The sequence below is a fragment of the Clostridium perfringens ATCC 13124 genome (assembly GCF_000013285.1).
GTDB lineage: Bacteria > Bacillota > Clostridia > Clostridiales > Clostridiaceae > Sarcina > Sarcina perfringens.
This window is the reverse complement of the sequence record NC_008261.1, coordinates 1,474,058-1,490,048: the sequence shown is the minus strand read 5'-3', so window position 1 is coordinate 1,490,048 and position 15,991 is coordinate 1,474,058. Positions and strand designations below refer to the sequence as shown.

The window sequence follows — 15,991 nt, the reverse complement described above, 5'->3', positions numbered from 1 at the left end:
AAATTTTTTAATAAATTTATATAAGTTATAGTGTCTTATATTGCTTCTGAATCTGGGAAAATCATATTTGCAACCTTCTCAAACTCTACTCCAACATATTTTGAACTATGAGAATCAGATCCTAATACCATAGGTATATTATACTTTAAGCATAAATCTAAAAATATTCCTTGAGGATGTACCTCTCCACATTTCGCTCTTCTAAGGCCTGAAGTATTTAAATCAATTTCATAATTTCCTTTTTTCATTTCTTTTAGAATACTCTCTAAAAGCTTAATATTATATTTTTCATTAGGAAAATCTGCTTTATACTTTCTAACTAAAGTTGGATGTCCTATTCTTTTAGGTTTAAAGGCTCCTAGATCGCATTTAATTGACTTTAACATAGTTTCATAGTATAGATCATAAAGTTTGTCCATTCCGCCAATTTTCTCTACTAATTCACCAATCATATCTGATCCATTACCTATTTGATAATACTCTCCTTGAAACTTCACTATATGAACTGAAAGAATTGCATCATCTAAATATTTTCCATATTTATTTAATATAGCTTTAGTCTCTTCTTCATACCCTTCAACATAATCAACCTCTAAGCCTACATTAACTTTAATTTTATCCTTAACCTTTTCTTTTAACTCAGTTATTCCTTTTATGTACTCCTCTAATCTTTCCATAGGTAAAGCACTGTTTTTTCTTGGTGAAGGGTCTTCCATAGGTAGTGGCATGTGTTCTGTAAAAGTTATTTCTGTAATCCCATTTTTTAATGCAGTATCAATGTACATATCTAGACTATCATTACTACCATGTGGGCAATAAGTACTATGAACATGTCCATCTCTTTTTGTGTTTAAAATCATTTTATCCTCCGTATTATGCTGCTATAAATTTTGTCAAAATCTAAAATCTTAATAAAAAGATTCATTTAGATTTAAAAAATTAAAAACTCTAAGAATAAACTTTATTATAATTTACAATTAGTTTTTAATCCATTTATATTATACCTTATTAAATTAATAAGACAACATACTACGAATATACTGCTATTTTAATTCTAATTCACATATTACTGGGTAATGATCAGAAGGATAGCCCCCATTTATTTTTCTATCATCAATATTTAAACTTTTTATTTCACATTCCTTTGAGTATAGTATATAATCTATTATTCTCCCATCATATCCCCCTTTAAAATAATGAAAAGTTCCAAGTATGTTATTTTTTATATTATCATAGCATACATTAAAGCATGTATTGTTTGTTTCTTCTTCCCTGATTATATTAAAAATATTATCCTCTAAATAACAATTGAAATCACCCATTATTATATATGGAGTTTTATAAATTTTATAATTTTTCTTCACTTCTTTTAATATTATTTTTATGCCTTCTTCCCTTGCAAGTTCACTTTCATGATCTAAATGAGTGTTATATATATCTATCTTTAATCCGCTTATTTTATCCTTTAACTTAAGCTTAGTACATATTCTAGGAAGACTACTATTAAAATCTTTACTTCCCTTAATATTAGGAGTTTTAGATAACCAAAATTGATTCCACTCTAGTACTTCAAACTTATTTTTTAAAAAGAAAATTGCATTAAATTCATCTTTCCCATTTCCTTCTCGATCTTCTCCAACCCATGAATACTCATCTAATAAATCATCCATATCATCTAACATATGAATAAGTCCCTCTTGAGTACCTATTATATCTGGCAAATGGTCTTTTATTAGCTTTGTAATTCTTAAACATCTTTGACTCCATTCATTATTGTCTTGTGCTTTAAAATCATATTTTAAATTAAATGTCATAACCTTTAAATTTCTCATAATTATTAGTTTAATTAATAAATTAATTAAACCTCTCCCCCTTTATCTAAATCTTTTTAAAATAAGCTCTGTTTTAAAAGTTAAGATTTACTTAAAACAGAGCCTAAAACAATTATAATATTTATATAGATATGTTTTATAGTGACAAATTCTAATTTATATGTACTTATTTTAAATTAAATATAAATTATTAAAATTTCAAATTAGACACTTGCTTAAACATATTTATTTCCTTTTCAGATTCTACAGAATCTAAAGTTTCATTCCAATCTTTATCAAAATTAATCTTAAATAGTTCCACATGAGTCTTATCATTTTTAGGTGCCATTGCTACATATTCTGCACCACAAATTAATTTTTGTTCTAAAACCAGATATTCAATCTTTTTTCCATTTTCATCTCTAAAAGATACTACTTGATTATCATTCATTTTTATTTCCTCCTTTAAATTTTTCTTTCTTATTTATTATTTTATATATTTTTTTATTTATTCTTTTTTAATTTTATACTCATTTACGAGTATATTATATACGATATTAAATAAATATTATTAATACTTATTCTAATAAATTTTAAAATAAGTAAATAATTATATGTTCTTTTATAAAATAAATTTCTAAAATTTAAAGCTAATAATTATTTATTTAAATCCCTATTTAAAATTGATAAGACTTAAACTTTAGATAAAAAACAAACCACCTTAATTAAATACTAAGATGATTTGTTTTTTTTGTTATTTATATTTTATAGCTATAATTACATTCCATAAAATCTGGATTACTAAAACTATAATTCCTATCATTATAAAGTAATAATAAGCTAAAAGATTTTGAAAAAATGTTAGCTTTATAACAAGAATTAATATAATAGCCATAATGCTTGTTATTATAGTTTGAATTTTATAAAAACCACTCTTTTTAGCTTTTATAGAATAAATAAACCATATAAAAAATACTAAAGATATAATTAAAGCTATAATTGATAAAATATTTAAATTTTCAATACTTATGCTATTTGAATATTGATATTTCCTAAAATAAACATGGTGCATTACACCAGCTTTTTTATTAGTTAAATATTGAATAGCAATTACCCCAATCCATAATATGGTTTGAATTATTACTATTATTGGATATAGTATTTTTTTTATTTTATCCATGAACTATTTTGTAGGCTCTCCAGTAATTGATGGATTTCCACCATTACTCCAACCAATCCATCCATCACTGTATATAGATGTATTTTTTAGTCCCATTACATTAGCATAAGTGTAAACCTCAGCTGCACGCCATCCACTACCACACATAAATGCAAGATGATTTTTTAAGTTTATTCCTTGATCTTCCCACATTTTTTCTATTTCATATCCATTTCTCATTGTATTATCTACATTTCTATAATACTCTAAAGATGTTGGACCATTTACTCCTGCGTATCCAAAAACAGCACCTTCTATACGGCCTTTTTTATCATGATAGCTATATCCTGATATTTTACCTATATATTCATCCCAAGTACGGTTATCAACTAAAGTAAAATCAGATTTTTTAAGGTCTTCTTTAAGCTCTGGTATAGTAGTAATTACTTCAGGATCTGCTGGTATAGTAGCACCAAAATCTACTCCTGGAGTTTTAGGATTAACCTTAGTTTCTAATTCATATCCAGCACTAGTCCAAGCTCCATCTCCCCCATTTAATACTCTTACATCTTTAACACCCATGTATTTTAAAACACTAGCTAAACGATAAGCTGCCATTTGCTCAGCACCTGTAAGTATTATTGTATCATCTTTATTAATTCCATAGTCTGAAGCAAATTGAGTTAATGTCTTATCATCTGCAAGCATCCAAGTTGGAGGTGGTTCTATAGTGTCTGTATTTATATGTACACTTGTAGGAACGTGTCCCTTTCCATATGTTTGATTTTCATCTCCCCAGCTTGCCTCAAGTACCTTTATGTTTTTAGCATTTTCAAAAGTTTCTGGTTTATTTCCATCAATAACTTCCTTTAATATTTTAGCAGGAACTATTAAACTATAGTCTTCATATTTCTCTAAAGGAAGATCTTTATCACTAGCCCACTCTTTAATATCATATGAGTAAAGATTTTTATATCCTTTTTTTGAAAGATAATCAGCAACTACCTTTGAATCTTCTCCATTAGCATCATATAATATTATTTTCTTATCTGTAGTTATCCCTTTAGTTTTTAAGGCTTCATCTAATTTATTTTCTTTATCCTTAGCATCAACCTTTATCCAGTTTGCAGAAAAGTCCTCTGCATTTGGAATGTGTCCTCCCCTAGCTTCATCATATAATATCCACCCATTATATGAATCACTTAAACGTGTATCCACAGCTATCCAAGAATTATCTTTTAAATTTTCTTGTACTTCTTTTGTGCTTAAAGATTTAATAGAAGTATTTGTTTCATTACTTTTATTTCCAGAACAGGCCATAAAAGTTAAAGTTGTAGATACTGCCATTAAACCTAAAGTTAATTTTTTTAATAAACTCATCTTTTCCTCCTTAGTTTTATTAATTTTCTATTAATTTTAGTACCATTAAAAATAATATCAAATTTATATTATTTAGTAAATAACTATTAAAAATTATTAAATTCACACCAATTTACTAATTTTATTGAATTTATTATTATTTTTTCCATAAAATATATTTATTTTATTATTTTCTCTTTTTTATCAAATATTTTTATGAGTATTTTTAAGTATTTTTTGATTAATTTATTAGATTCAGTAAATTTAAGGAATTAAAGTGCATTTTTCGAAAGATTTTTTAACAAATATGGAGTATGATAAAAATATAAATATTAAATGAGGTGATTTTTTTTATGGAAATTAACAAAAATATAGTCAAATCAATAGCTGAACATCTTTCAGATAGACCTTTTGACTTAGAATATTGGGATGGTGAAATAATTAAGTATGGTGAAGGAGAACCTGAATTCAAGCTTATTATAAAAAATTTCCCAAGTAAAAAAGAACTTTTATCAGATCCTAGTGTAGCTTTAGGTGAAGCCTACATGAAAGGTGATATTGATATAGAAGGAGATCTTCAAAAATTCTTTGAAAGTATTATTCGTAACAAAGATAGCTTTATGAACAAAAATACAGTATTTAGACTTGCTTCTAAAATAAAAGCTCCATCTTTAATAAAATCAAAAAAAGATATAGCACATCACTATGATATAGGTAATGATTTTTATAGTTTATGGTTAGATAAAACAATGAGTTATTCATGTGGATATTTTAAAAATCCAACAGATACACTTTATGATGCCCAGATGAATAAAATACATCATATATTAAAGAAACTTAATTTAAAAGAAGGTCAACATTTATTAGATATAGGTTGTGGTTGGGGTTACTTAATAATAGAAGCTGCTAAACTTTATAAGGTAAAAGCTTTAGGTATAACTCTTAGTGAAGAACAATTTAAGAAAGCTAAAGAAAGAATAAAACAAGAAGGACTTGAAGATTTAGTTGATGTTCAATTAATGGATTATAGAAACTTAGAAAAATCCAACTTAGAGTTTGATAGAATTGTTAGTGTTGGTATGGCAGAACATGTTGGTCACGCTAACTTACCTTTATTCTTCAAAAATGTTGATTCTGTATTAAAAGAAAGTGGATTATTCCTATTACATAACATAACTAACCTTGTAGAGACAGAAGGAAACAAATGGATCACAACATACATATTCCCAGGTGGATACCTTCCAACATTAAGAGAAGAGCTTAATATTGCAGCAGATATTAACTTCCGTACATTAGATGTAGAAAGTTTAAGACTTCATTATATGAAAACATTAGAAGAATGGTGTAAAAACTTCATGAATCATTTAGATGAAGAAAGAGATATGTTTGATGATGAATTCTTAAGAATGTGGCATTTATATCTTGCTACTTGTGCAGCTGCATTCCACTATTGGGATATTGACATACATCAAATCCTATTCTCAAAAGGAATAAACAACACTCTTCCTATGACAAGAAAATATTTATATGAAGACTAATTAATATTAAAGTCTTTTATAAATTAAGTCTTATTATAAGGTTTTAATACAAGACCTTATATATTGTAACATATTAACTTTTTTAGCTATGTTCTCAAAGAATATCTTCTAAAATTATAGGGACAATATATATTGAAGTTCTTTTTAGGAGGTATTTAAAATGAATAATAATAAATCAGCCCATGACATAGCTAAACAAATGATTATTGATGGTGAATCCTTCGATAAAATAAAAGAGGTTACTAACCTAAGATTAAAAGAGATAAAAAGAATTCAAAGAGATGAAATAAATCCAAAGTTTTAATTTCAATAATAAAAAATCCAACTTAATTTTAAGTTGGATTTTTTTATTACATATTTTCAAACATTGATTTTAGTATTGATGTTGAATTTTTAACTCCCACAGGTATAAATTCTTTATAATCCATGTGAGCCCCATTATTAGCATTATCTGATATTGAACGTATTATTACAAATGGAATTTTATTAAGATATGCAACTTGAGCTATAGCTGCACTTTCCATTTCAACAGCCTTAGCATTAAACTCTTCATCTAATACTTTAACTTTATTACTATCTGCAATAAATTGGTCTCCAGATACTATTCTTCCTACATAAGTTTTAACCTCTGGAACATTTTTTGCAGCCTCTTTTGCTAAGTTTAATAATTTCTCATCAGCTTTAAAATCATAAACATCCATTCTAGGTATTTGTCCGATTTTATCTCCAAAAACAGATGCATCTACATCGTGTTGTACATATGTATCACCTATAACTATATCTCCTGGATATATATCTTTAGATACTCCTCCAGCAACCCCTATATTTATTAAAGATTTAACATTAAACTCACTTGCTAATATTTGAGTACATGAAGCTGCATTAACTTTTCCTACTCCTGATACAACAGCTACAACATGTTGACCCCATAAGTCTCCCTCATAAAAAGTTAAATCATTTCTTTTTACTTCCTTTTGATTTTTCATATCCTTAAGAAGTACTTCTAGTTCTTCATTCATAGCACCTATGATTCCTATAGTATTTTCTTCCTTAGATGCTTCTACATTTTTCTTGCTTTCACATGCAATTAAGCTAAAACTTGTAATTAATATAGCTAATAATACACTTGTTGTCTTTTTTAATATATTCAATTTGCCCCTCCTAAAAATGTTTATTCGAACTATATATCATTTTAAAATTTAATAGTTCGTTATTCCACAAATAATTATACATAATATTTTTATAATTACAAGTATTTTTTTATATTTTTTAATATATAACCTAATAAATTAATGATAAACTAAAAAAACAGAGAGGAAAGTAATTTAAAAACTTTCCTCTCTGTTTTAAAAACTTATTAACTTTAAAGCTATTTACGAATTTTATAATTTTCTCAAAATATTAATTAAATAAAAAACTTACTTAAATTAAAGGTTTTATTAATTATATTAAGTTATCCTCTTTTAAAAGCTTATATAATGTTGGACTTAAATTAAACTCATTCATAAGATTATTAACCTCACTTAAAGCCTTTTCTTTCTTACCCTTAGAAACATTTCCTTTAGTTGCTCTTATTAATATATTTTTAGGTGAATGTGCTATATCTATAAATTCTAAAAGCTGAGTTTTATATCCTGCACACTCTAAAAGATTAGCTCTAACTGAATCAGTCATAAGTGCTGATATTCTTTCTTTAATTATTCCATAGTTAGTAAGTATAGAAAACTTTTCACTTTCTATTTGACTATTAAATTCATGTTGACAACATGGAACTGAGAATATCATTTTACTATTCCACTTTATTGCATTATATAAAGCATAATCTGTTGCTGTATCACAAGCATGTAATGTTATTACCATATCTACTTTATTATTATATTTAAATCCATTTATATCTCCAAGCTCAAAATGTAAATTTTCATAATTATATTTTTTAGCTATTTCATTACATTTTTTTATAACATCAGCCTTTAAATCTAATCCTATCATATTAACTTTTATCTTTTTGATTTCAACAAAATAATAATATAATATAAATGTTAAATATGATTTACCACATCCAAAATCTAATATTGTAAGCTCTTTTTGATCTATCTTTTTTATTTCATCATCTATTATTTCTATAAATCTATTTATTTGCTTGTATTTATCATATTTAGAGTTTATAACCTTTCCTTCTTTCGTAAAAACTCCTAAGTCTATAAGAGGCTCTATAATCATTCCCTCTTCTAATATGTAGTTTTTCTTTCTATTATGTTCCTTCTTTAAAACTTTTAAAGCCTCATTATTTTTCTTAATTCCTAAAAATACCTTTCCCTTTTTAGAAACCTTAAGATCGAAAGAACTTTCCTTAGAAAAAGCATTTAATTGCTTGTATTTAGAAACAAATAATTCTTCTATCTTCTCTTTAAGTTCTTTTTTCTCTATATTTTCATGAAAAACTTGTTTTTCAGTATATTTCTCTATTTGATAAAAATCCTTTTTATTTTTTTCTTTAAGCTGAAATACTATTTTTTTATATTCAGTATCCTTATTTAATTTATTACTAATTACTAGTTTTATGATTTCCTCTTCTGTAATCTTATCAATTGCTTTTATTAAATCATCCATTAAAACTCACCTTACAATCTATTATTAAAGTTAAACTTAACATTTTTCTAAAATAAACTCTTATCTCTGATTTTTATTAGTGTCTTTAAGTAAATTTTCTCCTTAAAAATTAAACCTTAATAAATATCCATCATAGATTAAAGTTAAATTACTATTAAACTTAACTTGCTATATAATATAATACATAAGATTTAAATATATATCAAATATGAGCTTATAATTTACATTAGAATATCTTTTATATTTAGAACTCTATTTTCTCCTAATAACTCTTTAGCAATATAACTTAAATTGAAATCCTCTGTAACCAAAGAAAATTCACATTTTTCTTTCAAAGCTACTATAAGTAACAAGTCATTTTTGCTTATCTTTTTTCCATTATAATAATAAAATTCACCTTTTATATGATCAAAATTTATCTCTTTAATAAAATTTTCTGCCATTATATTATCTAATTTAATTCTATAAGGAATTAACTTCATAAAACGCTCTGACATTATTAATTCACCCTTAAATAACATTCTTTCTTTTTTTGCTAGTTCCTTAAGTATTTCATCTATAATTATAATTTCATTTTCCTGTAAAATATCATTAAATATAGTTTCTTCTTTATTCCAAAGTTTTATAATAACATTAGTGTCTAGTATATAATTCCCCAAAATCATCACCTCTTAAAAAAAGCTTAAAGATATTATATAAAAAATATATAGCTAACAAATAAACTTTAATATTAATTTAATGAAAATATTATATTTAAAATAAATGTTTATTTCTAGATATAAAAGCTATTTAAGTCTAAATATATGTAAAAATTTAAAATATGACTAATAAAAAGGTTTATAAAAGATTTTATCTCTTATAAACCTAATTAATAATTTCACCATAATTTATTTAGCATCAAGCTTATTTTTTATAACCCATTGATCTAACTCTTCTTCACTTTTTACTTCAAAAATTTCATCAATTATTTTTCCATTTTTCACATAATACATTGAAGGGGTAGAATCAAATTCTGGAAAAACCTTATTTATTTTCTTTCTATTATTTTGAATTTCCTCTTTAGATGTTCCTTCATTATCCAAAACAACTTCATGAATACTTACTTTGTGATTTTCTAAATAAGGAATTAATATCTTCTTTAAATTTATACAATCTTTACAAGTTGACTGCGTAAAAAGTATAATAGACTCTTCTTTTTCAGCAATTGTAATAGCATTATCCAATTTAATCTCTACTATACTCCCTTTAGAAGTATCCCTAAGATAATTTCCTTCTATACAACCAACTAAATTGAGTAATAGTATAAATATAAATACTATCTTTGTTATTTTTCTCATAATTTAACCCTCTCCCTAAAATGTATATCATTATATTCAAGGAGTAATAAAATTATACTTATCCTCCTTGAATAATTATTACTTGATAATATCTACCTTGCTGTTCTAATAGTTATTGATGACTTTTCTGAAATTTTTCCATTTGAATACTTAGCTGCAATCTTAAAATTATAAATTGTATGTCTGTTTAATTTATTAAACATATATGAAGTTTCATCCGCTTCTAACTGAGCTACTTTCTTTCCATCTCTATAGAGTATATATCCTTCTAATCCAGTAGTTGATTCTGGAGTAGTCCATGTTACAGTTACATCTTTTTTATTAACCTGAGAAGCTTTAAAGTCTCTTACTGGACTAACTATTATTTCCTCAGAAACGCTATCTTCTACTATAACCTTGGAAGTAGCAGATTTTCCATTAGGTATTGTAGCAGTGATTAAGGCTTCTCCTTTGCCTATTCCAGTAACTACTCCATTTTCATCTACTTTAGCAATGCTCTCATCACTTGAAGTCCAAGTAATAGTATCATTACTTTCTATAGGATTTAATACAGCTTTTAGTTGCTCTGATTCATTAACATTTAATTTTAACTCTGTCTTTTCTAATGTAATAGATTCAGCACTTACTTTCCCCTCTTTTCCGTAGAATACTAATTCAGCTGCACTTGCATACTTATTATTTGTATCTCCTAAAGTTTTAAGGGCTGTAAATCTTAAATATTGAGCATTAATAGTATTAAATCTTATAGGATTATATCCTCTATTAGCCAAAGCATTACCAGCTTCATTAACTTCTAGGTTCCCTGTTCTTACCTCAGTCCAATTTTCATTATCTAAACTTGTTTCAATCTTATACTCAGTAACATGACCATTTCTACTGTTTTGTCTTGGTAAATAGTCTATTTGATTAAGATCATAAGCTTTATCTAACTTAATTGTTATAGATACTGGTAGTTTATCTGCAGCTTGATAAGCTGAATGCCAAATGGTATTTTCATCTCCATCTACAGCATTCTCTTTATAATCTCTATCTGCTTCACTAGTTGCATAAATAGCTTCTAACTTGCTAGAATCTATCTTATCCTCCTCTACAGTTTCACGTTCTTCTAACTTTGAAATTTTGCTTCTTAAATTTATTATTGCATCTCCAATTTCTTTTTCACTTGAACTATTTTCTAATACATCTTCAGCATGTTTAATAGCTTCAAGTAAAGCTTCATAAGATTCAATAGTATATATCTCACTTAAAGATTCATAGGATTTAGCTTCTTCTATGGCTTTAGTTAATAAAGTTTTATCAATTCCATCTAAAACAACTATTTCTTTTTCAACTTTATGATTTCCCTCAGCAGTAGTTGCAACTAATTTTGCTACTCCAGGATTTAATCCACGTAAATAATAAGTTGCTTTATCCTCTCTATCTACACGTAAAATTTGCAAAATATCAGGGTTTTCTGAGGCTAATCTATAGTTTAAGTTATTTGCATTATCAGGTGTAACTTCTGCAAAAATAGGAGTAATTCTATTTAAATATACTGATTCTGGAGTATTTTCTGCGAAACTTATTCCTGTTGTTTCCACTTCACTCTTCTCATAAAATTCAATTTCATTTATAGCTAAAGTATTCTTATCTTTATGAGAATCTAAAGCAGTAATTACAATCTTATCAAATTCTTTTCCACCTAATTCATAAACAGTTGTAGCCGATGTAATATTAGCTTTTTCTCCTAAATCAAATTCTTCTCCATTTAAATATCCAACAGCCTTAACCTTTTTCATGGCTGCAATATTTATGGTTCCATTTGAATTCATTCTATTGTATATAGTAAAATTTTCTAAAGTTTTTGGTTCATTAAATTCAAAGGTCATTTCAAAAGGAAGAGTTCCCTTATCTTGTTGATCAGAAGTAAATATCCATTTTAAATCCATACGCGAACTATCATCACTACTTGTTGTTCCATCTATTAATTTATCTAATCCCATTCCTGATTGTAATTGACTTGAGTCACCACTTACAGTAATGTTTTCTTTTGAAACCTTACTACTATTTGGTCTTCCAGATGGTAATTCACTTTCTAAATCAATAATTTTAGCAATAGCTGACTTAGAATTTAACTTGCTATCTACTAATAAAGCATTGCTAATCTCCATATCCCAGGTAATATTTTGTTTAGCTTTTAATGTTATTCTAGCAATTGTATCTGTTCCATTTACTTTTACATTATCTCCTATATTAGTAAAGTTCACATAAACATGTTGAGTATTATCTGTATGAACCCTTGCCTTTGAAAGATTTTTCATTCCAGAAGTGGAAACAGTTCCTTCAGTCTTAATATACTCATACTTAGTAGAATCTAAAGGAATTTCTGCACTAAATGCATTAATATCTGAAAGACCTGTTCCTACTAAATCAATAGTAAATGTTTCACCAGATTTAATTTCAGATTTACTTGGTACAAGCATCATATCTCCTTGAAGTTCTAATCCTTCTGAAGGTTTTACTCCACCTTCCAATTTACTAGAAACATAAGATATATCGTAAGCATCAATCAAACCATTGTTATTTAAATCTGCCATTGATACATAGCCCCAATCAGAGTCAGCAGTAGTTAATCCAGCATAGTTTTCTAGGAATACTAAATCTCCCTCTTCTATTGAACCACTATTATTCCAATCTCCTACAATCTGTCCATTAGTTCCATCAACCTTATAAGGTCTAAACTCTCTCATAGCCAAGAAGTTTCCTATAGATTCCTTAGTTACAATCTTAAAGTAACGAACCTTTATTGGCTTATTAAAGTTTATAGTTTTAACTTCTCCATCAGTAGCCCATGGTGCTATATCTGAACCTTCAGCATTACTAAATACTTTTTCATAAGTTACTCCATCTAAGCTACTATATATTTCTGCTCTCTTAACAGAACCATTACCATTTTTTCTAAATAATAATTCTAATTTCTCTATTGTATATGCCTTTTGCATATCAATTATAAATGGTTTATCTATAGCACTATCTTGTGAGTGGAATTGTGATGAATCGTCTCCATCAACAGCCTTACTTGGTTCATCACTGCTATATTGTCCCCATTTCCACTCTGTTTTCATATCCTTAGGCACATTTCTGTATGGATCTAAATCAGTTTTTACCTTTATCAATTCACTCCAATTAGAATGTCCATCCTTATTTACACTTCTTACACGATAACTATATTCAGTATCATAATTCAATCCTGTATCTAAATACTCAGTATTTTTGATATTTTTAAATATAGTTCCATCAATTTCAACATCATAAGTTGTAGCACCTTCAACTTCATCCCAAGTTAATTTTATAGATTCAGGAGTTATATCTTCTTCTGATGCCCTAAAATTACCTGGAACTCCCAAACTTTCATTCACTTCATTTTTATCAATATCTTGAGTATTATTAAATCCATCAATGGTTAATTTAACTTCATTTTCTTTTACATTTGTTTTATCAACTTTTACACGAAGCTTAGGTGTTGAAGTAATTTCAACCTTTGCAAATTCTGAACCTTCAGTAGCATATTTATTAAGATTTGGAGTTTCATCATAGAAATACATATTGCTTCCCTTTTCAAATTCTTCTAAACTTTGCGCTTCTGTTAGCTGAACATCATTACCACCTAAAGTAACACCTAAATTGCTTGGTTTTTCACTTACATTAACTATAAACTCTGTTGATCTATCTAAAACTATTCCATTATAGTCTCCTTCTAATAATCCTACATTAATAACAGCAGTTCCTTTTCCAGTCTTTGGAGCACTAGAAGTTACCATAGTTTTAGCTGATTTTCCTTCCTTATAATCAGTTGTTAAACCATCATCCTCATAAACCTCAAAACTTGTATCTCCACTTGGATATACTTCATAAATACGATGGGAATCATCTCTTTCTTCTGGATTATTATTTTCACTAGTCATTGGAATTATTGCTCCATTCTTAACAAAGATAGGCAATTTCCATAAAGGAGCTTCAAAATTATTTAATACTCCACCACCCCTATATTGCTTTCCAGTAAAATAATCAATCCAAATTTGCTCTTCATCTGGAAGATAAATATTATTTCTTATATCATTACCTTCTGAATCACCATCTGTATTTTGATATATAGGAGCAACTAACATATTAGGTCCCCACATATATTGATACTGTGTATCAGTTCCATAAGTATATTCTTCTGGATATTCAAGCATCATAGCTCTTATCATAGGAACTCCATTATTAGTAGCTTCATTAGCTATACTATAATTATATGGCATCATTTCTGCTTTTAATTTTAAATACATTCTATTTATTGAAGTATAAGGCTCTCCAAATACATATGGATATTTAGCATTTGCTCCCCATCCATCCATATCTATTTGTACTGGAGTAAATGCCTTCCATTGAAAATCTCTAGTTTGTACTAATTTACTTCCTCCAAATATGCCATCCATATCAGATCCTACATTAGGTTGACCTGAAAGACCAGCCCCTATATATGTTGGTATATGAAATCTTATATATTCCCATTCTCCACCATATTGATCTCCTGACCAAATACTTGCATAACGCTGAGTTCCAGCCCATCCATCTAAACTTACTATAAATGGCCTTGCCTTATCTTTTGAATTATTTATTATTCCTTCAGCAGCTTGTCTAACTGAGTTAAGTGCAAATGAATATCCTGCTCCAACCCATGCCACATCTGTTTTAACTCCATTTGTGCCAGCAACCCCAACTTCCTTATCTATATCACGCTCAAGATAAGCCTCTTGATTTCCTGTAGGTTTTAAAGAACTCTGTGTCCAAAGTCCTGTTTGAATTCCAAAGCCTCTTGCATAATCAACAAATTCTTTTAAATTAGCTATGTTTCCATCTATACTTTCTTCGCGTCCATATCCACAACCATAACCATCATTAGGTAAAAACCATCCAAGTGGTGTATCATTAGAAACATGGTCATCAACTACTTTTTTAGCATCAACCATTAAACTCTCTTGTCTATCAAAACCAGGCTTTTGTGTTTGAGACTCTTGTCCTGTTTCATCATTTATCCAGTCACGAGAATAACAGTTTGCATGTCCTAAATAAAATCCATACTCAGGTAACAAAACTGGTTCTCCTGTTAGTTCTGTGAACTTATCTATTATATTTGTTGGTTTTTCATCAATAAAATAATAAGCATCAAAACGATTCTCTTCATGTTTTGTTGTAACTTTACCTGATGCAGAAACTTCAAAATCATACTCACCAGGTTTAAATGTATGTCTCATAACTCCATACCCATTAGTTGAAAAATAAAATGGATTTGGACTTGCAACACCACCATCTACCCAATTATTTTCATTCTTAATATTTATCTTTTTACCCTTATGAGAGAACCTACCATTTTGCATTCCTCCACCATAGAAATATTCATCTTCATTTGACTCAAGAGTCTGAATAGTACCGTCTACTCTATGCTTTAAAGGTTCAGCTTCCTTCCATACAGTTTTATTATTTAATTTATTAAAAAGCTCCATTTTTCCAGTTGATTTTTCTATTCTTAACTGAACAGCACTTGTAGATATTTTTATTATTTCTCCATCTTCCACTATTGGAGTAGGATTTTCATATTCTTCCTCAGTCTTATTAATTATTTTAGTAATATGGTCCTTACTATTTGGAGTTGGCTCCTCTTGAAATTCTCCTGTAGGATCCATATAAATTCTTAAAACATCCTCTTTCAAGAATGATATTCTAATCTTTTCTCCTGTACTTAAATCCAATAATACATCGTTTTCATTTTGAGTAAAATTTTCTACTCCTCCAATTTGAGAATAATTACTTTCCTTTATTTCTTTTTTCTCCTCTTTTTCGATATTATGATTTATCCCTTCTGTTGGAAAAGCATAAATTAATGTTGAAGGTAAAAGAATATTAGATGTAAAAATAGTACCTAAAGTTAAAACACTTAATTTTTTAATAATCATCTTTCTTTTCATATTTTTCCCCCTAAATTTCTATATTATTTAATTCCAAAAGGAAAATAAATATCTACTTAAAGAATAATAAAGATTAATAAATTCATTATTGGTTTATTCAATTATTAACTCATATTTCAATATTTAATTATATTCACTGAAAATCAAATTAATACAAAATTAAAAATTCATGGATACTTAGTCATGC

The 15,991-nt window shown here is 27.3% G+C and carries 12 protein-coding genes; 2 read left to right on the top strand and 10 right to left on the bottom strand.

All coding sequences use genetic code 11. The annotated features are described in order from the left end of the window. Positions 1 to 35 precede the first annotated feature (35 nt). The 5 genes from hisJ to CPF_RS06385 all read right to left on the bottom strand — a co-directional run bounded on the left by hisJ (position 36) and on the right by CPF_RS06385 (position 4,350). The gene (gene hisJ / locus CPF_RS06405) at positions 36 to 860 is read right to left on the bottom strand and encodes a histidinol-phosphatase HisJ (RefSeq protein ID WP_011590663.1); all 825 of its coding nucleotides are present in this window, start codon (positions 858 to 860) and stop codon (positions 36 to 38) included. Between the two features lie 183 nt (positions 861 to 1,043). Continuing rightward, positions 1,044 to 1,832, bottom strand: a complete 789-nt coding sequence (locus CPF_RS06400; RefSeq protein ID WP_011590662.1) for an endonuclease/exonuclease/phosphatase family protein — start codon at positions 1,830 to 1,832, stop codon at positions 1,044 to 1,046. A gap of 190 nt (positions 1,833 to 2,022) precedes the next feature. Then, positions 2,023 to 2,262, bottom strand: coding sequence for a DUF1292 domain-containing protein (locus CPF_RS06395; protein ID WP_003448834.1), 240 nt, complete (start codon positions 2,260 to 2,262; stop codon positions 2,023 to 2,025). A gap of 303 nt (positions 2,263 to 2,565) precedes the next feature. Further along, positions 2,566 to 2,991, bottom strand: a complete 426-nt coding sequence (locus CPF_RS06390; RefSeq protein ID WP_003458538.1) for a hypothetical protein — start codon at positions 2,989 to 2,991, stop codon at positions 2,566 to 2,568. Positions 2,992 to 2,994: 3 nt separating this feature from the next. Continuing rightward, positions 2,995 to 4,350 (bottom strand): rhodanese-like domain-containing protein, encoded by a 1,356-nt coding sequence (locus CPF_RS06385; RefSeq protein WP_011590661.1) that lies wholly within the window; start codon positions 4,348 to 4,350, stop codon positions 2,995 to 2,997. A gap of 332 nt (positions 4,351 to 4,682) precedes the next feature. Here CPF_RS06385 and CPF_RS06380 point away from each other — a divergent pair, with 332 nt between their 5' ends. Further along, positions 4,683 to 5,867: an SAM-dependent methyltransferase gene (locus CPF_RS06380; protein WP_003448915.1), complete on the top strand. Its 1,185-nt coding sequence runs from the start codon at positions 4,683 to 4,685 to the stop codon at positions 5,865 to 5,867. A 160-nt stretch (positions 5,868 to 6,027) separates the two neighbouring features. Further along, complete coding sequence (locus CPF_RS14990) at positions 6,028 to 6,171, top strand: hypothetical protein (protein WP_003458600.1); 144 nt, start codon at positions 6,028 to 6,030, stop codon at positions 6,169 to 6,171. A gap of 46 nt (positions 6,172 to 6,217) precedes the next feature. On the opposite strand, the gene CPF_RS06375 is transcribed toward CPF_RS14990, so the two are convergent. The 5 genes from CPF_RS06375 to CPF_RS06355 form a co-directional block, all read right to left on the bottom strand. Continuing rightward, entirely contained in the window at positions 6,218 to 7,018 is an 801-nt protein-coding gene (locus CPF_RS06375; protein ID WP_003458557.1) for a 5'-methylthioadenosine/adenosylhomocysteine nucleosidase, read from the bottom strand. Between the two features lie 292 nt (positions 7,019 to 7,310). Beyond that, a complete protein-coding gene (locus CPF_RS06370) occupies positions 7,311 to 8,477 on the bottom strand; it encodes a class I SAM-dependent methyltransferase (protein ID WP_004458297.1) in 1,167 nt (388 codons plus the stop codon). Between the two features lie 221 nt (positions 8,478 to 8,698). Then, a complete protein-coding gene (locus CPF_RS06365; RefSeq protein ID WP_041702660.1) occupies positions 8,699 to 9,136 on the bottom strand; it encodes a hypothetical protein in 438 nt (145 codons plus the stop codon). A 228-nt stretch (positions 9,137 to 9,364) separates the two neighbouring features. Then, complete coding sequence (locus tag CPF_RS06360) at positions 9,365 to 9,814, bottom strand: glutaredoxin domain-containing protein (protein WP_011590659.1); 450 nt, start codon at positions 9,812 to 9,814, stop codon at positions 9,365 to 9,367. 92 nt (positions 9,815 to 9,906) lie between these two features. Further along, entirely contained in the window at positions 9,907 to 15,804 is a 5,898-nt protein-coding gene (locus CPF_RS06355) for a discoidin domain-containing protein (protein WP_011590658.1), read from the bottom strand. Positions 15,805 to 15,991 lie beyond the last annotated feature (187 nt).